32 protein-coding genes are annotated in these 20,408 nt (G+C 67.0%); 9 read left to right on the forward strand and 23 right to left on the reverse strand.

Features of this window, described 5'->3' with window-relative positions; genetic code table 11:
• Positions 1-62 precede the first annotated feature (62 nt).
• From ABTU82_RS15750 to ABTU82_RS15830, 17 genes are all read right to left on the reverse strand, one after another.
• Complete coding sequence (locus ABTU82_RS15750; protein WP_407174185.1) at positions 63-467, reverse strand: DUF4326 domain-containing protein; 405 nt, start codon at positions 465-467, stop codon at positions 63-65.
• Positions 464-1,288 (reverse strand): tyrosine-type recombinase/integrase, encoded by an 825-nt coding sequence (locus ABTU82_RS15755; protein WP_407174187.1) that lies wholly within the window; start codon positions 1,286-1,288, stop codon positions 464-466. Before ABTU82_RS15755 ends, ABTU82_RS15750 begins: the two co-directional genes overlap by 4 nt.
• A 27-nt stretch (positions 1,289-1,315) precedes the next feature.
• Positions 1,316-1,891, reverse strand: a complete 576-nt coding sequence (locus tag ABTU82_RS15760) for a hypothetical protein (RefSeq protein WP_407174189.1) — start codon at positions 1,889-1,891, stop codon at positions 1,316-1,318.
• 441 nt (positions 1,892-2,332) lie between these two features.
• On the reverse strand, positions 2,333-2,836 hold the full coding sequence (locus ABTU82_RS15765; protein WP_407174191.1) for a single-stranded DNA-binding protein: 504 nt from the start codon (positions 2,834-2,836) through the stop codon (positions 2,333-2,335).
• Entirely contained in the window at positions 2,836-3,141 is a 306-nt protein-coding gene (locus ABTU82_RS15770; protein WP_407174193.1) for a hypothetical protein, read from the reverse strand. Before ABTU82_RS15770 ends, ABTU82_RS15765 begins: the two co-directional genes overlap by 1 nt.
• Positions 3,138-3,455: a hypothetical protein gene (locus tag ABTU82_RS15775; protein ID WP_407174195.1), complete on the reverse strand. Its 318-nt coding sequence runs from the start codon at positions 3,453-3,455 to the stop codon at positions 3,138-3,140. The genes ABTU82_RS15770 and ABTU82_RS15775 overlap by 4 nt, the downstream gene beginning before the upstream one ends.
• A gap of 162 nt (positions 3,456-3,617) precedes the next feature.
• Positions 3,618-3,989 carry a hypothetical protein gene (locus ABTU82_RS15780; protein WP_407174197.1) on the reverse strand — a complete coding sequence of 124 codons (372 nt, stop codon included), beginning with the start codon at positions 3,987-3,989 and terminating at the stop codon, positions 3,618-3,620.
• A complete protein-coding gene (locus ABTU82_RS15785; protein ID WP_407174199.1) occupies positions 3,989-4,186 on the reverse strand; it encodes a hypothetical protein in 198 nt (65 codons plus the stop codon). The genes ABTU82_RS15780 and ABTU82_RS15785 overlap by 1 nt, the downstream gene beginning before the upstream one ends.
• Before the next feature lie 191 nt (positions 4,187-4,377).
• A complete protein-coding gene (locus ABTU82_RS15790) occupies positions 4,378-4,761 on the reverse strand; it encodes an HNH endonuclease signature motif containing protein (protein WP_407174201.1) in 384 nt (127 codons plus the stop codon).
• Between the two features lie 136 nt (positions 4,762-4,897).
• A complete protein-coding gene (locus tag ABTU82_RS15795; RefSeq protein ID WP_407174203.1) occupies positions 4,898-5,293 on the reverse strand; it encodes a BAR domain-containing protein in 396 nt (131 codons plus the stop codon).
• Entirely contained in the window at positions 5,290-5,952 is a 663-nt protein-coding gene (locus tag ABTU82_RS15800) for a hypothetical protein (protein ID WP_407174205.1), read from the reverse strand. Before ABTU82_RS15800 ends, ABTU82_RS15795 begins: the two co-directional genes overlap by 4 nt.
• Complete coding sequence (locus ABTU82_RS15805; RefSeq protein WP_407174207.1) at positions 5,930-6,565, reverse strand: YqaJ viral recombinase family protein; 636 nt, start codon at positions 6,563-6,565, stop codon at positions 5,930-5,932. Before ABTU82_RS15805 ends, ABTU82_RS15800 begins: the two co-directional genes overlap by 23 nt.
• Entirely contained in the window at positions 6,532-6,705 is a 174-nt protein-coding gene (locus tag ABTU82_RS15810; protein ID WP_407174398.1) for a hypothetical protein, read from the reverse strand. Before ABTU82_RS15810 ends, ABTU82_RS15805 begins: the two co-directional genes overlap by 34 nt.
• On the reverse strand, positions 6,702-6,959 hold the full coding sequence (locus ABTU82_RS15815; RefSeq protein WP_407174209.1) for a hypothetical protein: 258 nt from the start codon (positions 6,957-6,959) through the stop codon (positions 6,702-6,704). Before ABTU82_RS15815 ends, ABTU82_RS15810 begins: the two co-directional genes overlap by 4 nt.
• The gene (locus tag ABTU82_RS15820; protein ID WP_407174211.1) at positions 6,956-7,222 is read right to left on the reverse strand and encodes a hypothetical protein; all 267 of its coding nucleotides are present in this window, start codon (positions 7,220-7,222) and stop codon (positions 6,956-6,958) included. Before ABTU82_RS15820 ends, ABTU82_RS15815 begins: the two co-directional genes overlap by 4 nt.
• A 60-nt stretch (positions 7,223-7,282) precedes the next feature.
• A complete protein-coding gene (locus ABTU82_RS15825) occupies positions 7,283-7,504 on the reverse strand; it encodes a helix-turn-helix transcriptional regulator (protein WP_407174213.1) in 222 nt (73 codons plus the stop codon).
• Positions 7,501-7,746 carry a helix-turn-helix domain-containing protein gene (locus tag ABTU82_RS15830; protein ID WP_407174215.1) on the reverse strand — a complete coding sequence of 82 codons (246 nt, stop codon included), beginning with the start codon at positions 7,744-7,746 and terminating at the stop codon, positions 7,501-7,503. The genes ABTU82_RS15825 and ABTU82_RS15830 overlap by 4 nt, the downstream gene beginning before the upstream one ends.
• Positions 7,747-7,840: 94 nt before the next feature.
• Between ABTU82_RS15830 and ABTU82_RS15835 the strand changes: the two genes are divergently transcribed.
• The 4 genes from ABTU82_RS15835 (at position 7,841) to ABTU82_RS15850 (ending at position 10,468) form a co-directional block, all read left to right on the forward strand.
• On the forward strand, positions 7,841-8,233 hold the full coding sequence (locus tag ABTU82_RS15835; RefSeq protein ID WP_407174217.1) for a helix-turn-helix domain-containing protein: 393 nt from the start codon (positions 7,841-7,843) through the stop codon (positions 8,231-8,233).
• 7 nt (positions 8,234-8,240) lie between these two features.
• Complete coding sequence (locus ABTU82_RS15840; RefSeq protein ID WP_407174219.1) at positions 8,241-8,741, forward strand: hypothetical protein; 501 nt, start codon at positions 8,241-8,243, stop codon at positions 8,739-8,741.
• 31 nt (positions 8,742-8,772) lie between these two features.
• Complete coding sequence (locus tag ABTU82_RS15845) at positions 8,773-9,879, forward strand: site-specific integrase (protein WP_407174221.1); 1,107 nt, start codon at positions 8,773-8,775, stop codon at positions 9,877-9,879.
• 232 nt (positions 9,880-10,111) lie between these two features.
• Positions 10,112-10,468 (forward strand): DUF7882 family protein, encoded by a 357-nt coding sequence (locus ABTU82_RS15850; protein WP_116647592.1) that lies wholly within the window; start codon positions 10,112-10,114, stop codon positions 10,466-10,468.
• A gap of 84 nt (positions 10,469-10,552) precedes the next feature.
• Here the strand turns inward: ABTU82_RS15850 and ABTU82_RS15855 are convergent, their stop codons facing one another.
• Positions 10,553-11,116 carry a nitroreductase family protein gene (locus ABTU82_RS15855; protein ID WP_407174224.1) on the reverse strand — a complete coding sequence of 188 codons (564 nt, stop codon included), beginning with the start codon at positions 11,114-11,116 and terminating at the stop codon, positions 10,553-10,555.
• Entirely contained in the window at positions 11,113-11,520 is a 408-nt protein-coding gene (msrB, locus tag ABTU82_RS15860; protein ID WP_121150084.1) for a peptide-methionine (R)-S-oxide reductase MsrB, read from the reverse strand. The genes ABTU82_RS15855 and msrB overlap by 4 nt, the downstream gene beginning before the upstream one ends.
• A 74-nt stretch (positions 11,521-11,594) precedes the next feature.
• On the opposite strand from msrB, the gene ABTU82_RS15865 reads away from it, so the two are divergent.
• The 5 genes from ABTU82_RS15865 to groL all read left to right on the forward strand — a co-directional run bounded on the left by ABTU82_RS15865 (position 11,595) and on the right by groL (position 15,641).
• Positions 11,595-12,611, forward strand: a complete 1,017-nt coding sequence (locus ABTU82_RS15865) for a DUF2332 family protein (protein ID WP_407174226.1) — start codon at positions 11,595-11,597, stop codon at positions 12,609-12,611.
• A gap of 9 nt (positions 12,612-12,620) precedes the next feature.
• On the forward strand, positions 12,621-12,875 hold the full coding sequence (locus ABTU82_RS15870; protein WP_116647588.1) for a DUF3263 domain-containing protein: 255 nt from the start codon (positions 12,621-12,623) through the stop codon (positions 12,873-12,875).
• A 35-nt stretch (positions 12,876-12,910) separates the two neighbouring features.
• On the forward strand, positions 12,911-13,504 hold the full coding sequence (locus tag ABTU82_RS15875) for a LytR C-terminal domain-containing protein (RefSeq protein ID WP_116647587.1): 594 nt from the start codon (positions 12,911-12,913) through the stop codon (positions 13,502-13,504).
• Between the two features lie 136 nt (positions 13,505-13,640).
• Positions 13,641-13,841 carry a cold-shock protein gene (locus ABTU82_RS15880; RefSeq protein ID WP_116647655.1) on the forward strand — a complete coding sequence of 67 codons (201 nt, stop codon included), beginning with the start codon at positions 13,641-13,643 and terminating at the stop codon, positions 13,839-13,841.
• A gap of 180 nt (positions 13,842-14,021) precedes the next feature.
• The gene (gene groL, locus ABTU82_RS15885) at positions 14,022-15,641 is read left to right on the forward strand and encodes a chaperonin GroEL (RefSeq protein WP_116647586.1); all 1,620 of its coding nucleotides are present in this window, start codon (positions 14,022-14,024) and stop codon (positions 15,639-15,641) included.
• A 60-nt stretch (positions 15,642-15,701) separates the two neighbouring features.
• Here groL and ABTU82_RS15890 read toward each other — a convergent pair whose 3' ends face one another.
• From ABTU82_RS15890 to ABTU82_RS15905, 4 genes are all read right to left on the reverse strand, one after another.
• Entirely contained in the window at positions 15,702-15,989 is a 288-nt protein-coding gene (locus ABTU82_RS15890; RefSeq protein WP_116647585.1) for a WXG100 family type VII secretion target, read from the reverse strand.
• 216 nt (positions 15,990-16,205) lie between these two features.
• The gene (locus ABTU82_RS15895) at positions 16,206-17,834 is read right to left on the reverse strand and encodes a sensor histidine kinase (protein ID WP_407174392.1); all 1,629 of its coding nucleotides are present in this window, start codon (positions 17,832-17,834) and stop codon (positions 16,206-16,208) included.
• A gap of 157 nt (positions 17,835-17,991) precedes the next feature.
• On the reverse strand, positions 17,992-18,684 hold the full coding sequence (locus ABTU82_RS15900) for a response regulator transcription factor (protein WP_116647583.1): 693 nt from the start codon (positions 18,682-18,684) through the stop codon (positions 17,992-17,994).
• A gap of 55 nt (positions 18,685-18,739) precedes the next feature.
• On the reverse strand, positions 18,740-20,389 hold the full coding sequence (locus ABTU82_RS15905) for a DNA repair helicase XPB (protein ID WP_116647582.1): 1,650 nt from the start codon (positions 20,387-20,389) through the stop codon (positions 18,740-18,742).
• Positions 20,390-20,408 lie beyond the last annotated feature (19 nt).

The following is a 20,408-nucleotide window of genomic DNA, read 5'->3' on the forward strand; positions in this document are numbered from 1 at the left end:
GCAGCAGAACAGATCGAGAATACGGGGGGAGCCTGCTCCCATACAGAAGGTTTGGACACCGGTCATCGCGTACTTCCGTTCGCCAGCTCGAGAAGCACGTCGGCGTGGCACGGCTGATCGAGAGGGCAGAAACACATGAGGTTCTTGCCGTGCAGTGGCGCGATCCAGCGCTCGAAGGCTTCTGGCTCATCCCGGCTGACGACCTGCGTGTAGGTGCGGAACAGATCAACGGCGTGCTCGACCGCGCCTGATGCTGGCGCGTGGGAGGAGTAGACGGCCCACTCCTCGAGTGCCGGCAGCCGCGCCCCGATAGGGTGCTCTCGAAGGTCGACCCACCCGTACCCGTAGACAGTTCCGGGATCGACTCGGAAAGGGTTGCCGTACCTGCTAGGGCGGGCCACGCTGATCGTGTTCTCCGGCTTCCGCCATCCGGCGGTACGTCGCTGCTGCACGCGTCGCGGGCTCATGCTGCGATTCCTTCGGTGCTGAGGCGTTCCACAACGGACCGCATCTCGGACCGCCCGTACTCGATATACCGGCGGGTAGTGGCGGGTGAGGAGTGCCCGAGCATGTGCTGCACGAGCAGCAGGTCGTGGGTGGCGGCGTACGCGCGTGTCGCGAACCTGTGGCGCAGCGTGTGGGCGGTCCATTCCTCGGGGAGGATCGCGGCCATCTGCTTCCCCACGAACCGTGGGGTGAGGTGGCCTTCGTCGCGGCCGGGGAAAAGGAACCCGGACGGCATCGCGAGGATCGTCTCAGCGAGCGCGATCGGCACGGGGACGATGCGTTCTTTGTTGCCCTTCCCGTGGATGAGGAGCGACCAACCGTCGCCCTCCTCCATCAGGTCGCTGGTGTGCACCTTCGCGACCTCCGCGCGCCGCATACCGACGTCGGCGGCGAGCCGCAGCATGAGGCGTTCGCGGGGTGCCGCGGCCATGATCGCTTCCTTGTAGATGCGGTCGGGTGCCGGCTTGGGGCGCCCCTGCGACATGCGCACCTTCGGGAGACGGTCGGCGATGTTCTCTGTCACGTGCCCCTCGGCGGCGGCCCAGTCGTAGAACGACTTGTACGTCGACCGGCGGACTCGGCGGGTCTCCTGCTTCCACTCCTGCGACGAGACCATGTCGCGCAGCTGGTCGAAGGTGAGCTCGTAGGGTCCGGCCTCGACGCGTCGGGCGAGGTGCTGCATCTGGTCTCGGCGGGCGCGGAGGGTGGTGTCGGGCTTACCGCCGGCCTTCTGGTCGGTGAGGTACCCATCGATCGCGCGGAGCCATCGTCGGTCAAGCATCGGTCGTCCTCTCGTTGGTCAAGCGGTTCATGCCGTCTTCCTCTCGGCTGCGGTCGGGCTGAGCGCCAGCTGGCCGTCGATGATGAGCCACTCGGTTCGGGGCGCGCTCTGGGGCACCTTGATGTGGAGGTCGGCGTCCCAGAGGGCCGCTACGCCCGTGGTCTGGCTGAGGCTGCCTAGGCTGTGGCAGTCGCACTGGCAGTGGACTCCGACGCACTCGGCGTGGCCGCCGATCTCGCACGGTTCAGATCCGACCCAGCGGGTGACGTCCGACTTGATCTCGTCGAGGATGTAGGCGCAGTGCTGGCACTCGACGACGGTCCTCCCGCGGACTTCGCGGGTGTTGTTGCCGGTGATCGTGAGCTGGTGGCATTGGGGGCAGCGGACGCGCTCGATGGTTCGGGCGCGTTCCTCGACCTCGAGCGACCGGTAGGCGCTCTCAGCCGCGGACGCGAAGCTGAGCGCGTCACGCGCGCCTTCGAGGGTGTGGACCCAGGCGTCGAGGGTGAGCCCGGCCAGAGACTCGAGGTACCCCTCGCACTCATCGACGGCGAGGAAGGTGAGCGCGAGGTTCGTGTAACCGTCTGCGGCTGCGGACTTCACACCACCGTTCTGGGGGGATACGGCGCGGCCCTCTGTCTCTTCGAGGAGGCGGACGAACCGACCCCACCGGGCGTATGCGTTCTCGACACGGTCGTAGCAGCGTGCGCAGAGGTAGCCGCGCTCAGCCTGGCGAGGCAGGCAGCCACCGCATGCCTCAGGTGCGACACCCTCGGGCCCGTGCAGGTGCCCGACGATGGCGCGGTTGACCGGCCGGTCCGGGCAAGAGATCTTGTGCTCCCCGCGGACGCTGCAGGGGCGGACACCGTAGATACCGGTGGTGCTGGCGCAGAGGATGGTCATCGCGTCATTCCCCAGGTGATATTGCGGTCGGAGGAGGGCAGGTCTCCCTCGTGGGGGCCAGCGTGGTTGCGCAGCCGGCGGCAGTCGATGGTCCCGGCGACATAGGGTCCGTCGTGCCAGCGCGCGAACGCGGGGCAGGAGTTAGAAGGGGGTGTCGTCTCCATGGCTCGCTCCTCCCGCCGCTTCCCATGAGTCGTCGCCCGTGGGCGTGGCCCATGGCTCGTCTGCTGCGACCTGCGGACGGGACTGCCCGCCACCGGTCTGGCCGCTTCCGCCGCCCGACGCTGCGCGCGTGACCTGTGCGGTCGCATACCGGAGCGAGGGGCCGATCTCATCGACCTCGAGCTCGATCGACGTGCGGTTCTGGCCTTCGCGGTCCTGGTAGGAGCGCTGCTTCAGGCGACCGGTCGCAACGACCCGTGCACCCTTCGTCAACGAACCCGCCACGTGCTCGGCGAACTCGCGCCACACCGACGCGCGGAGGAACAGCGCTTCGCCGTCCTTCCACTCGTTCGCCTGACGGTCGAACACCTTCGGTGTACTCGCGATCGTGAAGTTCGTCACGGGGAGCCCGTTCTGGGTGTAACGCAGCTCCGGGTCGGCCGTCAGATTGCCGACGACGGTGACGATCGTCTCGCCAGCCATCAGACGGTCTCCGCCTGGGTTTCGTCCTCCGCCTGCTGCTCGAACAGGACGGGCACGATCTGCCCCGAGGACAGCTCGATCCGCGCCGAGGGCATTGCTTCGATGAAGAACTCGGCGGGCACGGTGACCTCAAGCTTCACGATGAAGTCGCCCGGCTCGACGGCGGCATCGGTCGACTTCGCGGCCTTCACGACTGTCATCCCCTCGAGGACGTTGTTCCAGCGCGCCGTCTTCGGACGCAGGTGCAGGTAGACGGTGTCCTTCAGTTCTTTCGGCGTGTAGCTGCCGATCTTCGGTGTGCTCATGCTGATTTCCTCTCGTAGGTGTACTTGCGGCCGCCGACCAGATTCGGCGGCAGACTCTTTCCGCGGCGGACCGTCGCGACGTAGCTCTTGAGTTCCCCAGTGCGTTCCGCTATTTGTGCGTCCGTCAGTCCCTCGCCCCATAGCTGAGCTATGTGGTTGCGTCGCGCCTCGACGTGGAGCTTCGCCATGGCGGAGGGACGGACGGCATCGCGGATAGTCGCTTCGATGACGCGGGCGACGCTGGTGTGATTGGTCTCAGCGATCTCGAGCACTTCGGCCCAGACCTTGTCGGGAATGTTCAGTTCAACCTTCATGACCCCTCCGATGACCTGTTATCCACAGGCTCAGCCGCATACGAAAAGCGAGATGATGTCTCGGGATCTTGGTGACGTACCGTTCCGTCCGTACCGTTCCGTACCGTGGCATCGAGCACGGCATCAGTCGGGCATGATGCTCGGGCACTGCTCGGGCATTGCTCATGCATCGCCGTTCCACCTCGCATTCGCCGCTCTTCGGGCGTGCTCCGAGCGAGCCTGAGCGGCCGCCTCGACCGTGTCCCGCGTGGGCTGATGGTTCGCATACCCCTTCACCCGCCACCCCTTTTCGTCGACGTCGAGGAACCCCGCCTCAACGAGCAGTCGAGCCATCTGCGGAGTGCCGTGGATGAGGCGCATAACCGGCGTCTCGATCAGCCCATCGGTGCTGTGCATGCCGCAGAACTCGACCGCGAAATGCCACACAGCCATCGCCGCGAGCCCTCTCTGCCCGTGCGCCGCGATGAACACCGCGACCTTCGGGTTCGCCCACAGGTCCGAATCCATCCGCACCCACGGCAGGCCGGCGGCCATCAGCTGCGCCTCCACTCGAGGTACTCGTCGCCGTACACGGCGTGCATCATTTCGAGCGCCTCAGACGCGGTGATGCGCACACGGGAAAGACCGACGAGCCTGTACCAGCCGAACTCGTGCGGGAAGAAGATCGGCACCTTGACGGGGTCGGCCCACCGTCGAACCTTCCACCCGTTCGTGAGCGCGAGCTTCTGCATCGAGTGCTCGCATTCGCCGTTGCAGGTGATGCAGAGCGTCAGACCATCCGCGCACCCGGGCTTGATCTTCGAACCGCCCTGCCCAACAGCACGCCGGTGCTGGAAGCTCAGTGCCTCGAAGGAGCCACAGGCCGCACAGCGTCTCCCGTCACGTTCGTACGTGCTCTGACGCACAGCACCAGTCGGGGCGCTCATGCGGCCACGCTCCTTCGACGGGCACGGTGTTTGGCGACACGTCGGCGGATGCACTGGCGGCAATCACGGCCGCCACCGGGCCGGATATAGGTGTTCTCCGGGGAGAAGTCGTGGCCGTTGACGCACGTCACGTACGCAGCCGCGCGACGCCGCATGTTCTCGGCGCGCGTCACGGGTTCGAGGTGCTCCGGGTTGACGCACAACTTGCGCATGCAGAGGTGATCGAGCTCGAGACCCTCAGGAATCGGGCCGACCAGCGCCCGGTACACGACCCGGTGAGCAGTCGTTCCGTGGGACTTCCCATATCCCTTGATCTGCGGCCCGAGCCACAACCAGCACGTGTCCGTGAACTGAATCTGTTCCCACTTGATACGGGTCATCGGGCCAGACCTCGCGCGAAATCGTAGGGGGACTGCCAGTCGTCGAACTGCCCGAGGGTTCCGTACCACTCGACAAACCAGATGCTGTCCGCCTCGTAGACGTAAGGCTTGCGAGCGTCTCGCGTGATCGGTCGGATCATCGGCCCACACCGCCCGCCGAGTACGCCGCACCGTTGACCTTGTTGATGTTCTGGTAGCCCATCAGCTTCGCCTTGAGCGCGTCCTGCAGCCGCTCAGCATGATGCAGCTTCGCCTTGGCCTCGTTCACCACCCGCAGCTGTGGGAGACAGGTCAGCAACGCCTCCGCGCGACGGTCGTTGTACCCCTCGCGCTTCGACGAGAGCTTGGCCGTCTCGAGCTGCCGCGAGTACTCCTCCTCTGCGTCGTATCGTGCTCGCTGTAGCTCGTCGAGGACGGGCACGGCGGCCTCGAGACGGTCGCCGAGGACACGGATGATGTACTCCACCTCGACGGGTGACACGGGTCGATAGTCGATGATGTCGCCGGTGACGGCGTGGATGAGTTCGGTCACTGCGCCGCCGCCTTGATCTCGCGACTGCGGGCGGCGAATGCCTCGCGGACTTCCTCGGTGAACCACTTGTGCGCCTCAGCGTCGTAGTACGCCTGCAGGTCGGTGAGCGACTCGATAGCGGCGACAGCGTCTCGGTACCCAGCTGGCGGCACAGCAGGCGCCGCGCCCTGCTCAGGCGTCGCATCTTCCTTGCCCTGCGCATCAGCGAAGTCCGAGAGGTCGCCCTTGTGCCAGAGCTCGAGGGCCGCACCGAAGCGCATGCCAGCGTTGCGGAGGGCGTCGCCGATCGCTTCCTTTATGGCGTTGCCGCCCGTCTTGCCCTGAGCGTCGCCGTACCCGATGCGCGTGATGCCGCACACAGTCAGCTTGATCCACAGGCCGCCGTTGCCGTCGAGGATCGGCATGCCGTTGTCGTGCTGACCCATCGGCTCCCACGACCACTCGGGGTCGGTCTCGAGGAACCGCTTAGTGAGGGCAGCGTGCCCCACGTAGTCGAGGTGGATGGACCGGGCGTGGAACCCCCCGCAGAACTTTCCGTCAGCGGATGCGCTCGTGCCGGGCTGGCACTTCGAACGCTCGCGATCGTCCTTCTTCAGCTGCTTCGGGAGCAGCCCCATGTCGGTCGCCGCGAACGGCTCACGCAGCTTCTCGATACCCATGACGGGCCTCCTTCATGTCGTCGGCGACCAGTCGCAGGTCGCGGATCATGTCTTCGTCGCGTTCGATCCAGATCGAGCGGGGCTCGAACCAGCCGAAGCGGAACCATTGGCCGTCCGGGACGCGCAGTTGCCACAGGAACAAGCACGCATCGGCACCCGTGACGTTGAGCTGCCACTGCACCTGCCGCCGATAACGGATCGGCACCACTCGGGGGTTGGTCTCTGCGCCGTCCCACGGCTTTCCCGTGGTCTTGCCTTCACCGATGTGCCGGTGATCCAGCGAGAGACCGTCCGGGGTTGCAAGGTCGCCGGGACGGTCACCCTCGATCACCCAGTCGACGGGGAGGATCCCGTGCTCGTCGTGGGCGTACCGCATGAGCTCGGCTTCTGACTCGGTTCCGAAGCGCATGTAGTCGTTCTGCTCGATGCGAGCCGCGGTGAGCCATTCGGTGATGGCCGACACTCGGTCCCTCTTAGCTGCCACTTCGGCGACAGCGGTCGCGGTGACTCCTGTGGCGCGCGCGGCGAACCAGGCGTTCTCGTCAATGTGGCGAGCGGCGAGGAAACGCCCAGAGGGGATCACAGTTTCGTCCTGCGGTTGTGGGCGGCCCACGCCGTCAATGCGACCGCGTAGAGGATCGCGACAGCAGCGAGCACTGCGGCACCATCGACGTGCCCGCGGGCAAGAGCGATGCCAGCCATGAGGAGACCGATCGCGAAAAGGCCGAGGACGACTGCGCCGATGCGGTTCACGACGCCTCCAGCCAGTACGACGCGTCCACGCTGGCGTGGTGCTCGAGGTCGACCACGGTCGTGCAGCAGTTCGAGCGCCCTTCGATCGCCTCCACCCACCGGCCGCACTCGCTGCAGACTCCGAATGCTCGGAACCCGTCGCAGCTCACACATCCGTCTGAGCAGTGCTCCCGGTGCTCGGCCTGCTCGGCGGGCGTCAGATCGTCGAAGTCGGGACGCGCCGGCTCGCGGTCGTCCGTCAGTACGGCGGTCATAGGTCACTCTCCGCAAGCCCCAGCGTGAGTGCGGGGGAATGGCGAAGCTCACGCGCCTCTGCGAGGTGGCGCGTCCAGTTGGGGTCCTCTCGGACCGAGAACGTCGCGAGACGGTCACGGCGGTTCTTCACTTCGGCGTATGCGTTCGCATCGTCCTCGAGATCGAAGGCTGCGATCACCCACGTATCGATGAAGCTCGTCTCCACTACTTGCCATTTCAGGACCGCTAGGCGCGGTTCCTGTACAGTCGATGTCTGAGGCATCTGCTTGCCTTTCTCTGATTCGCTCCCGCTGGCACGGGAGCGTTTCGCTTTGGTGGTGGGTTACGCGCGCTTCTTGATGGGCGTCACGCTTGCGTGGCCCGCGTGTGCTGAGATCCATGCGTCAAGATCAGCGCGGTAGCAGCGGACGCGACCTCGGAGGAGCCACATAGGTGGGCCCTCGTTCTTCCAGCGCAGGTTGCGGAGCGTCTGAACTGCAAGACCGGTTACCTCAGCGACCTGCTGGATGGTGAGAACCTCGTCGGTCCCGGCGGTGGCGGTCACGAGGCAACCGCCGGTTGTGCCGGCATGAATGCCTCAGGAGTGAGGCGCCATGGCTCTACCCCGAGCGCCTCAGCGATCGAGAAGAGTTCGGTGAACGAGAGGTCAACGTGAGCGCGCAGCTTGCGGTCCAACGTCGAGTACGGGATACCCGTCCGGTCAGACAGCCAGCGCTTGGTTCGGTCTGCTTTTGACAGTTCGAGGAGAACCGCCGCCGCAACCTTGGAGCGAATGTCTGTAGCCATATGAGGACAGTACGTCGTCAAACGGAGTCAAGCAAGCGCAAATCTAACTAATTTGACTACACTTTCTAGTCAAGTGGCTGCTAGTCTTCACCACATGAAGGCACGAGCGGACCACTACAACGCGGCCATTGGACGTCAGATCCGCGCTGAGATCTCCGCGGCAGGGCAGAGCATCCTCGGGGTTGCGAAAGAGCTCGGCATGGCGCGCAGCACGCTTGACAACTACGTCAATGGGAAGCGCGACATCCCTGTCCCCGTGGCGTATCAAGTCGCGGAACTCCTCGGACTCGACCCTCAGGTGCTAATCCAGCGCGCGACGGAGAGATTCCACGCGGAAGATATCGCGGCGCGATCGAATCTCATCGCTGGCCGCTTCAGTGTCGGAACCCCTCGACACACTGACCTTGAGACGGCGGATCTCCATACAGCAAACGTTGCTGCATCGCGGGACAACACGCCGGTCGATACGGAACGCGATAACAAGTAGGGGTGGCATGAGCTTCGCGCAAGACGACTTATTCGAGGTTGGATACCTCGAGAAGCTGGACGACATTAACAACACGACGGCATATATGTTCGGCGCTAACCACTTCGTTGACGGGCCCTGCGCGCGAGACTACGACCCGTGGGAGCACGCCGAGATGCTCGACCTGCCAGTCGTTTTCCGTGACGATCTCCCTGAGATCGACATGGTCGCCTGCTATTCGCATGAGCACCAGGCGATCTTCGTCCGCCCCGGATTACTTGAGTCCGTGGAAAGGTGCGCCATCGCGCACGAAATCGTCCACTTCGAGCACGGCGACGTCGGCACCGACGACATCCAAGAGGAGCGCGCGGACCAGATTGCCGCTCGCCGGCTCATCCGCCCCCGTCGCGTGGAGATGCTCAACGAAAGCGATCCTGGCGTGGTGGCGCTGGAGTTGCAGGTGACAGAGAAGATCATGCGGGTCTACATGCGAATGCTGCGGCAGGGGCGGATACGACCACATGGCTAGGCCGCCCATGCCGGTCGGGACGTGGGGTTCTGTGAACCGCGTGCAGCTCGGACCGGGCCAATGGGTCGCGCGCGCCCGGTTCCGCGACTACGACGGCGTCACACGCATAGTCGAGCGTGGCGGCACGTCCGGCCAGAAAGCGGAGAACGCGCTGAGGGAAGCGCTCCGTGACCGCGCGCGCCTCCCCGGCGAAGATCTAACCCCCGAAACTCGCCTCAGCCGGGTCTCCGAGGAGTGGACAAAGGAGCTCGAACGGCGCGACGTCAGTGACGGAACGAAAGACCTGTACCGTCGCAACCTCAAGCACATCGTTCGTGGCATGGGCGGACTGCAGATGCGTGAAGTCACCGTGCCGGCCGTCGACCGGTTCCTCGAAGCGCTGCTCCTGAACAGCGGCCCCGAGACCGCGCGCCTGTGTCGCGTCGTCCTCCGCGGCATCTGCGGGCTCGCCGTGCGCAAGGGTGCCATGCCGATCAACCCCGTACGAGACTCAGTAGCGATTCCTCGAAAGTCCGTCGAGCCGCAAACTCTTGATGTCGCAGAGGTCGTGCAGGCGCGCATGCAACTAGCCGCATGGGATGCGCGGCGTACGAACGGGGGATCGCTGCGCCGTACGGACATCGCGGACCCCGTCGATATGATCCTCGGCACCGGGATCCGCACCGGAGAAGTCTTCGCTCTCCGCTGGGACGAAGACGTTCACCTCGTCGACATTCCTTACATCGAGGTCACCGGTACCGTGAAAGAGCTCGCCGGAAAGGGTCTTTATCGGCAGGGGTACGCCAAGACCGAGATGTCCCACCGCCGCCTGATCTTGCCGCCGTTCCTCGTCGCCGCGCTCACCGCGCGCTCACGCGACAGTGAGTACGTGTTTCCGTCCGTCACTGGCACGCTCCGCAGCCCAAACAATTTCCGTACTCAGTGGAGGAAGTTCCGTGCCGTGCACGGCTACCAGGATTGGGTGACCCCGAAGACGTTCCGTAAGGCTGTTGCAACACTGGTCGCCACGGAGGCTGACGACGAGACGGCTGCTGGGCAGCTTGGTCACGAGTCCCCGAAGATCACGAAGCGGCATTACATCCGGCGACTCCACGAGGGCCCGGACGTGCGCACCATCCTCGAGTTGTTCGCATCGTGATCCATCTCTTACCCATCGCATTGCGTGGGATATATCGGGATACAAGGGGATATCGCGAGACGCAGAAGACCGTTAAAATCCCTGGTCAGAGGATGTTGAAGGAGAGGGCGGGATAGAAAGTCGCCCAAACGGGGGTTGCAGGTTCAAGTCCTGTAGCCGGCACCATGAAGTGGGCGACCCGCGCGATGGGCGCGTCGGAGCAATGTCGGAGATCGGCCGTAGCATTCGTCCTGTGGGACGACTGACGTACAACAACGACGCGAAATCCGGCTACGACATCCCCGACGAGATCTTGCTGCCGTTACGCGTCGTGGTGGCCACCAAGCTTCGACGGGCAGAACCGTTCATGCTCTCCGTGGGGCTCGAAGGAACCGGGGGCTACCGCAGCCTGTGGATCTCGCCCTCGGTGCCGCTCGTGATCCAGGTGTACACGGCGCGCGTCGACAAGATCGACCGCGAGGTCTTCGAGAAGATGCTCGACGAGGCCCACAGCCCCAACGGCTTGGATCTGAGAGGCTTCGTCGGGCCGGGTCATGCCACCGGTCGGCGCGATGGCGCATCGGGAGGGAGCGGCCTCGTCCCCGCGTGAGGGGCGCGCTGCGGCCGAAACGATCCGCGGTGCCCGACTTCTCGGACGCCGCGGTTCGCCGGGGATCCACCGCAGCTTCCCTCGCTAGGAGTCGTCCCCGCGACCCTTCTTCGGGGCGGGCATCCGCGAGAGGTGGCGGGTGGCGTCGACGACCTTGCGGCGGGCCTCACGCTTCACGGGAGGCTTGCCGCCGACGTACAGCCAGCCCAGCAGCTCCTCGTTCTTCTCCAGGCCGTGCGCCTTCGCGACGGCCTTGCTGCGGGTGTAGTCGCCGGTGCGCCAGAACACGCCCCATCCGGCGTCATCGAGCAGAAGGCTCATCATGTGGGCGACGCCGGAGGCCACCGCCTCCTGCTCCCAGCGGGGCACCTTGCTCTTGCGGTAGCTGGCGACCACGGCGAGCAGCAGCGGTGCGCGCATCGGCTTGGACGAGGCGCCCTTGTGGCCGGTGGCCTTGTTCATCGCCCGGCCCAAGACCTCGCGGTCGTCGCCGCGCAGTTCGATGATCCGCCAGGGCCGCAGCGACGAATGGTCGGCGACCCTCCCCGCCGCAGAGACCAGGTCTTCCAGTTCGGCGCGCGTCGGCGCCACATCGGTGACCTTCGACCACGATCGACGCGAGCGGACGGCCTCGAGCGTCGCGCTCATGCGTCGTCGCCGGGCGTGAACTCCAGCGCGAGCGAATTCATGCAGTAGCGGTCACCGGTCGGCGTGCCGTATCCGTCGGGGAACACGTGGCCGAGATGCGAGCCGCAGTTCGCACAGCGCACCTCGGTGCGCACCATGCCGAGCGTGTTGTCGGCGATGAGTTCGACCGCCTCCGGACGCACCGACTCGTAGAAGCTCGGCCAACCGCAGTTCGAGTCGAACTTCGTGCCGCTCTGGAAGAGCTCGGCTCCGCACGCGGCGCAGGCGTAGAGTCCCGCGCGCTTCTCGTCGAGCAGCTCGCCCGTCCAGGCGCGTTCGGTGGCGGCCTGACGGAGCACGGCGTACTGGTCGGCGCCGAGCTCTGCGCGCCACTCCTCGTCGGTCTTGCTGACGGCGTATGTCATCTGCGGATCCTTTCCACCTCTATTCAACCCGATGTCGCGCGGCGCGGGCCCGGCCTTGCCGCGAAGATGGGGGAGTGGATCAGGATGCTGCGACCGCCCTCGACGTCGCGATCGGCGCGAGGTACCGCCGCTTCGCCGAGGTCGAGGCGCCGGGGCGTTCCGCCCTCTACGCCGAGTGGGCGGCGGGCGTCGCATCCGACGCCGGGGCGCGGGCGATCCTCGCGCAGATTCCCGAGACGCATCGTCAACCGCCCCTGGTGTTCACCGTGACCCGCCTGCTCGGGGCGCCGGAGAGCGACTACCGCGCATGGGCCCACTGGCTCGCCGCGCACGCTCGCGCCGTCGTCGTCGAGTGCTCGGCGCGCAGCATCCAGACCAACGAGCCGCTGCGCTGCGCGGCACTGTTGCCCGCGCTCTCGCTCGTCGACGGCCCGATCGCCCTGCTGGAGGTGGGGGCGAGCGCCGGACTCTGCCTCTACCCCGATCGGTACTCCTACCGCTACGCCACCGAGGAGGGGGTTCTGGCGCTCGACCCCGCCGCGGGAGTCAGCCCCGTCGTGCTCGAGAGTGCCCTTAACGACAGTGCCCTCGTCGGAGCGCCCCCGTTGCGCATGCCCGAGATCGTCTGGCGGGCGGGGATCGACCTGCACCCGCGAGACGCGCGCGATACCGACGACCGCCGCTGGATCGCGGGGCTCGCGTGGCCGGGTGAGACCGGCCGCGTCGAGCGGATCACCGCCGCGCTCGACATCGCCGCCGCCGAGCCCGCGCTGATGGCAGCGGGTGACGCATCCGTGCTCCTTGCCGAGATCGCCGCGCTCGCCCCCCGCGACGCCACTCTGGTGGTCACGACCCCGGGCGTTCTTGCGCACGTTCCCCGTCGCGACCGCGCGGCGATGATCGCCGCCGCGCGCGCAGCGGGACGGTGGATCACGATCGACGAACCGGGGCTGCACGACGGGTGGACGGCCGTGCCCGAGCCGTGGCCGGGGAGGTTCGCTCTCGGCCTCGACGGAGAGATCCTCGCCGCGGTCGATCCGCTCGGTGCGAGCGTGGAGTGGCTGCGCGCAAACTCCGCGACGCCGAGCTAGCGTGAGGGGGTGCCCCTCTCCGACCGCGATCGCGCCCTGCTCGCCTTCGAGGCCGAGTGGCGCCGTCACGACGGTTCGAAGGAAGAGGCGATCCGTTCCGACCTGGGCATGCCGCCCGCTCGCTACTACCAGCTGCTCGGACGGTTGATCGATACGGCCGATGCACTCGAGCACGATCCGATGCTCGTGCGCCGACTTCGCCGACTCCGCGAGGCACGGGAGGCGGCGCGCGCCGCGCGAGTGACGCGCACGGCGTCACGCTGACAGGTCTGCTGGGCGCCGACGGGTAGCATCGTCGGGTGCCGAACCCGACGTATCCGCGAGACCGCTTCGACGACCTCGCAGACGAGACCGGCCGTGTGGGAGCGCACCGTTCCGAGAACCCCCGCCTGCGCGGCGGCGTCATCCTGTTGTGGGCCGTGGTCGCGACCATCGTGCTGGTCGCCGCGGGGATCTTCGGCTCGCTGGTGGTCTCGGGGCGCCTTGCGCTGTTTCCGACCACCGCGCCGACGGCGGCTTCCCTTCCCGAGGTGGCTGCCGTGGTCGACACCAGCTCCACGGTCATCGTGCTGAACGCGTCCGGGCAGCAGGGGCTCGCCACGCAGACCAAGGACGTCCTGGTCACGGCGGGCTGGAACCCCGAATCGGTGTTGCCGGGTGACGCGGGCGGGTCGTTCGAGACGACCACCGTCTACTACTCGCGGACCGACGACGAGGCGGCGGCGATGGGGGTCGCCGACGTCATCGGCGGGGCGCAGGTCGCCCAGAGCTCGCAGTACGACGCCTATCCGGTCGAAGACAACCCCGCCACCGATGCCGACGAGACGCAGGCGGTGCGCCTGGTGGTCGTGATCGGCACCGACCGGGTCGCCGGAGCCACTCCCGCGCCCTGACACCCGGTTTGCGCGGCCTGTGTTTCCGGCGCGTAAACACTTGGATGCACGCGTGTCACAGTATGCCTCCGGACGATGATCGGCCGGGTGGGGCGTGCCTAACATGGGGCTCGTCGCACAGCATCAGGAGAGTCGCATGACCCAGGGCACCGTCAAATGGTTCAACGCCGAAAAAGGCTTCGGCTTCATCACCGCGGGTGATGGCCAGGACGTCTTCGTCCATTACTCGAACATCGACATGACCGGCTTCCGCGTCCTCGAGGAGGGCCAGGCGGTCGAGTTCACGGTGGGTGCCGGGCAGAAGGGCCCCCAGGCCGAATCGGTGCGCGTGGTCTGACCCGTCGTCTCACGTCTTCGCCGCAGCATCCCGTGTCGGATGCTGCGGCGTTTCTCTTTGCGTCAGGGCGCTCGCCGCAGCTTGCACTCCCTAGGGGAGAGTGCCAAGATGGGATTAGCACTCGGCTTCGCTGAGTGCTAAAGACTCTGTCTACCCAACGTCCGGGAGGGACGACAAAACATGGCAAAAATCATCGCTTTCGATGAGGAGGCCCGTCGCGGTCTCGAGCGCGGCCTCAACATTCTCGCCGACGCCGTCAAGGTGACGCTGGGCCCCCGTGGCCGCAACGTCGTGCTCGAGAAGAAGTGGGGCGCTCCCACCATCACGAACGACGGCGTCTCGATCGCCAAGGAGATCGAACTCGACGACCCGTTCGAGAAGATCGGCGCCGAGCTCGTCAAGGAGGTCGCCAAGAAGACCGACGACGTCGCCGGTGACGGCACGACGACGGCCACGGTGCTCGCTCAGGCACTCGTTCGCGAAGGCCTGCGCAACGTCGCAGCCGGCGCCGACCCCATCTCGCTCAAGAAGGGCATCGAGAAGGCCGTCAAGGCCATCACCGACGAGCTCCTCGCCAGCGCGAAGGAGGTCGACGGCAAGGCTCAGATCGCCGCGACCGCGTCGATCTCTGCCGCTGACCCCGCCATCGGCGAGCTCATCGCCGAGGCCATCGACAAGGTCGGCAAGGAAGGCGTCGTCACCGTCGAGGAGTCGAACACCTTCGGCACCGAGCTCGAGCTCACCGAGGGTATGCGTTTCGACAAGGGGTACATCAACCCCTACTTCGTCACCGACCCCGAGCGCCAGGAAGCGGTCTTCGAAGACCCCTACATCCTGATCGCGAACCAGAAGATCTCGAACATCAAGGATCTTCTCCCCATCGTCGACAAGGTGATCCAGGAGGGCAAGGAGCTCCTCATCATCGCCGAGGACGTCGAGGGCGAAGCTCTCGCGACGCTGGTTCTCAACAAGATCCGCGGCATCTTCAAGTCGGTCGCCGTCAAGGCTCCCGGCTTCGGAGACCGTCGCAAGGCGCAGCTGCAGGACATCGCGATCCTCACCGGCGGCCAGGTCATCACCGAAGAGGTCGGCCTCAAGCTCGAGAACGCCACGACCGACCTGCTCGGCCGTGCGCGCAAGGTCATCATCACCAAGGACGAGACGACCATCGTCGAGGGTGCGGGCGACTCGGCTCAGATCGAGGGTCGCGTGACCCAGATCCGCCGCGAGATCGAGAACACCGACAGCGACTACGACCGCGAGAAGCTCCAGGAGCGCCTCGCCAAGCTCGCCGGCGGCGTCGCCGTCATCAAGGCGGGTGCGGCGACCGAGGTCGAGCTCAAGGAGCGCAAGCACCGCATCGAAGACGCCGTTCGCAACGCGAAGGCCGCCGTCGAAGAGGGCATCGTCGCCGGTGGTGGCGTCGCGCTCATCCAGGCCGGCAAGGTCGCCCTGGCGACCCTCTCGCTCACGGGCGACGAGGCGACCGGTGCCAACATCGTGCGTGTCGCGATCGAGGCCCCGCTCAAGCAGATCGCGCTGAACGCCGGTCTCGAGCCCGGTGTCGTCGCGAACAAGGTCGCGGAGCTCCCCGTCGGACACGGCCTCAACGCCGCGACCGGCGAGTACGGCGACCTGTTCGAGCAGGGCATCATCGACCCGGCCAAGGTGACGCGCTCGGCGCTGCAGAACGCAGCATCCATCGCGGGCCTGTTCCTCACGACCGAGGCCGTCGTCGCCGACAAGCCCGAGAAGGCGGCGGCTCCGGCCGGCGACCCGACCGGCGGCATGGACTTCTGATCCACGCTTAGTCGAAAAGAACGGCCCCTCCGCTTCGGAGGGGCCGTTCTTTCGTTGGCGTCAGCGGAACAGGCTCGTGCTCGCCTGTTCGACGTCGGCGTACTGACGCCCGGCCGCGGCGAGGGCGCCGTTGATGTCGGCGAGGCTCTCTTCGACCTGGCGCTGGGTCGCCCGCCAACGTTCGACGACCCCCTGGAACGCGATCGCGGCCGAGCCGGTCCACGAGCCCTGCAGTCGGGTGAGTTGAGACAGCAGCGCGGTCGACTCGGACTCGAGCCGGCCGACCGTGCCCTGCACGAGCGCGGTGGCGGTGAGTACCTCGTCGCTGTCGACGGAGAATCTGGCCAAGGGGGCTCCTTTCGATGGGATGCCGCCACGCTAGGCCGCCGAGCACGGCCGCCCGCCCGCCGATGATGCCGCCGTGCACAGCCGCCGACGGGGGACGCCTGGGGAGGGGCGGACGACGCGTCACCGCCGGAGGGGATCTCACGAGCGGAGGATCGCTCGCGCCGCGGGCGTCAGCCGCCGGTGAGATCTCCTCCGGTCGTTGCGCGGGGGAGAGGGTCAGCGGGAGGTCGGCAGGTCTTGGCGGGGCAGCGGCTGCGTGTCGAGGCCCTCGTCGGGCGCCTCGGGGGTGGGGTCGACGAGCGGGAGCGAGACGCGGAAGGTCGCGCCGCCGCCCGGGGTGTCGGTGACCGAGACGGTGCCGTTCAGCGCGTCGACGATCGACGCCACGATCGACAGGCCCAGACCCGCACCGCCCGTCTCGCGGGTGCGCGAGGTGTCGGCGCGCCAGAAGCGCTGGAAGATCTGGTCGCGAATCTGCGCGGGCACGCCCTCGCCGTGATCGATGACCTCGATCCAGCCCATGCCCGCCTCCCGATCGGCTCCGACGCGGAGCCCGATGGGCGAGTCGTCGGCCGTGAACCGTCGGGCATTGCCGAGGAGGTTCGCGATGACCTGACGGATGCGGTTCTCCTCCCCGAGCACGATCGGCTCGACGACCTCCGACTCGGGCTCCATGACGACGTCCACCTGCGCGCCGTCGGTGCGCGGGCGACGGCGCAGGCGTGAGAAGGTCGCGCCCGCGATGGCGATGGCGGACGTCGCCGGGATCGTTCGTCGTCGGCTGTCTGCGGGCGGCTTCGGCCCGACGGGCTCCGCGGGTTCCGAGGGCGCGGCCGGGGGCTCGGGAGCGGGGGGAGGGGTGATCTCCGTCGTGTCGTCGACCGTGACGACACGCTGCGGCGATGCGGCGCGCAGGTCGAGCGCGGCGTCACGGGCCAGTGGCCGCAGGTCGATCGGAACGATCTCGACGTCTCGTCTCTCGTCGAGGCGGGCGAGGGCCAGGAGGTCTTCGACGAGCACCCCCATGCGGATCGCCTCCTTCTCGATGCGCTCCATCGACTGCGCCACGTCGTCTTCGCTGCGGATGGCGCCCATGCGGTAGAGCTCGGCATACCCGCGCACCGTGACCAGCGGCGTGCGCAACTCATGGCTCGCGTCGCCGATGAACCGCCGCATCTGTCGCACCGTCGCGTCGCGTTGACGCAGCGAGGCGTCGACGCGCCCGAGCATGGTGTTGATGGCGGCCTTCAGCCGGCCGACCTCCGTGCCGGGCACGACGTCGGCCATGCGCTGGCTGAAATCGCCGGCGGCGATCGCCATCGCGGTCGTCTCCACCTGGCCGAGCCCGCGGAAGGTGAGGGTGACGAGGTAACGGGTCGCGATCGCGCTGGCGACGAGGATGAGCAGCGCGAGCACGCTGTAGATGCCGACGAACGTGCCGACGACGCGCTCGGTCGGAGCGAGTGACTGAGCGAGCAACTGCGTGTAGAGGATCCCCCCGGGAGCCTCGAAGACGTCCACGCTGGCGTGGAAGGCCGAGCCGGTCTCGGAGGCCGTCAGGGGGAAGGCCGTCGTTCCCTGAACGGAGCTCCGCTCCAGGGTGTAGGTACTGGGGAGCAGCGGTCGGTCCTCGGCCGAGACGGTGCTCGCCACGGCCTCCAGGTCGCCGTCGGGGCCGTAGATGGCCAGCACGTTACCCGCGGGAGGACTGGTCTCGGTCGCCGTCAGACTGAGCACGCCGCCGAAGTTCTGGATGTCGAACACCGTGCTGCCGATATCGGTCGTCACCGCCTGCTGCAGGCTGGCGTCCAGGTTGACGATGAGCGTGTTCCGCAGGAACGCCATCGTGCCCACGCCGGCGGCGAACAGCCCGACGGCGAGCAGGGTCACCGTCACACCGGTGACCTTCGCGCGCAGGCTGAGACCGCGCCACCAACTGGTGACGGCGTCGTGTGTGTCGCTCAGGATGACCCCCGATCGTGCCTCACGGCTTCGCGGTGGATCAGACGGTCTTGCCCGCCTTGAGCATGTAGCCGAAGCCGCGCTTGGTCTGGATGAGCGGCTCGGAGGAGTGCGGGTCGATCTTGCGCCGCAGGTAGGAGATGTAGCTCTCCACGATTCCCGCGTCGCCGTTGAAGTCGTACTCCCAGACGTGGTCGAGGATCTGCGCCTTCGACAGCACCCGGTTCGGGTTGAGCATGAGGTAGCGCAGCAGCTTGAACTCGGTGGGGCTCAGGTCGATCGAGACGTCGCCGATGGTGACGTCGTGGGTGTCCTGGTCCATCGTGAGCTCGCCCGCGCGGATCACCGACTCCTCGTCGGCCTGCATCGTGCGGCGGAGGATCGCCTGGATGCGGGCGACGATCTCGTCGAGACTGAAGGGCTTCGTGACGTAGTCGTCGCCGCCGGAGTTGAGACCCGTGATCTTGTCCTCGGTCTCGTCCTTCGCCGTGAGGAAGAGGATGGGGGCGGTGTACCCCGCGCCGCGGAGGCGCTTGGTGACGCTGAACCCGTTCATGTCGGGCAGCATCACGTCGAGCACGATGAGGTCGGGTTCCTCTTCGAGTACGGCCGAGATGGTTTGTGCGCCGTTGGCCACGGCTCGGACCTGGAATCCGGCGAAACGCAGACTCGTGATGAGCAGGTCGCGGATGTTGGGTTCGTCGTCCACGACGAGGATGCGCGGTGCGTTCATGGCCTCATTATCGCGAAGTCGATGATGGATGGGCTGATATCGAACGGATCGGCGGCTACGCGGCGGGCGCGAGGATGCCGTCGGCGTCGAGGATCGTGTAGGCGTAGCCCTGCTCGGCGAGGAAGCGCTGCCGGTTCTGCGCGAAGTCCTGGTCGACCGTGTCGCGGGCGATCAGGGTGTAGAAGCTGGCCGTGTTTCCCGACTTCTTGGGGCGCAGCAGGCGCCCGAGGCGCTGGGCCTCCTCCTGACGAGACCCGAACGATCCGGAGACCTGAATGGCCACGGATGCTTCGGGCAGGTCGATCGAGAAGTTCGCGACCTTCGATACGACCAGCACCGAGATCTCGCCGACGCGGAACGCCTGGAAGAGCTCCTCGCGCTCGGGGATCGGGGTCGCGCCGGTGATCTTCGGGGCTCCGAGCGACTCGGAGAGCAGGTCGATCTGGTCGAGGTACTGGCCGATCACGAGGATGCGCTCGCCGGAGTGGCGCTCGACGAGTCCGCGGACGACGTCGATCTTCGCGGGCGCGGTGGCCGCGATGCGGTAGCGGTCTTCGTCGGCGGCCGCGGCGTACTCCATGCGGTCGCCGTCGGGGAGGTCTACGCGCACCTCGTAGCAGGCGGCCGGAGAGATGAAGCCCTGGGCCTCGATCTCCTTCCACGGCGCGTCGAACCGCTTGGGGCCGATGAGGCTGAAGACGTCGCCCTCCCGTCCGTCCTCTCGGACGAGCGTGGCCGTGAGTCCCAGCCGGCGCCGCGCCTGCAGGTCGGCGGTGAGCTTGAAGACCGGTGCGGGGAGGAGGTGCACCTCGTCGTAGACCACGAGGCCCCAGTCGAGGGCGTCGAGGAGCGCGAGGTGGGCGTACTGACCGCCCCGCTTTGCGGTGAGGATCTGGTAGGTGGCGATGGTGACCGGCTTGATCTCCTTCGCCTGACCCGAGTACTCCCCGATCTCCTCCGGGGTGAGCGACGTGCGCCGCAGCAGCTCGTCGCGCCACTGCCGGGCACTGACGGTGTTCGTCACCAGGATCAGGGTGGTGGTCTTCGTGTCGGCCATGGCGGCCGCTCCGACGAGGGTCTTGCCCGCGCCACAGGGGAGCACGACGACGCCCGATCCGCCTTCGGTGAAGGTGTCGACCGCCTGCCGCTGATAGGGGCGGAGCGTCCAGCCGTCCTCGGCCAGGTCGATCTCGTGCGGGGTTCCGGGGGTGTAGCCGGCGAGGTCTTCGGCGGGCCAGCCGATCTTCAGCAGCTCCTGCTTGATGTGACCGCGCGCCCACGCGTCCACCGCGAAGGAGTCGGGGGAGGGGCGGCCGATGAGGAGCGGCTGAATGCGCTTGTTGCGGGCGACCTCGGCCAGCACCGCAGCATCCGTCGACCTCAGCACGAGCGCGCCCTCGGCGTCTCGTTCGATGACGAGGCGCCCGTAGCGGTTCACGGTCTCGCTGATGTCGATCGTCACCGAGGCGGGCACGGGGAAGCGCGTCCAGCGGCTCAGGGTGTCGAGCATGTCTTCGGCCGTGTGCCCGGCGGCACGGGCGTTCCACAGCCCGAGGCGGGTGATGCGGTAGGTGTGGATGTGCTCGGGAGCGCGCTCGAGCTCGGCGAAGACCGCCAGCTCGTGCCGGGCGCTCTCAGCGTCGGGGTGCGCCACTTCGAGAAGCACCGTGCGGTCGCTCTGGACGATGAGGGGGCCGTCAGCCATAAGGACCGATTCTACCGTG

This window comes from Microbacterium deferens (genome assembly GCF_045517775.1).
In the GTDB taxonomy this organism is placed as follows: Bacteria; Actinomycetota; Actinomycetes; order Actinomycetales; family Microbacteriaceae; genus Microbacterium.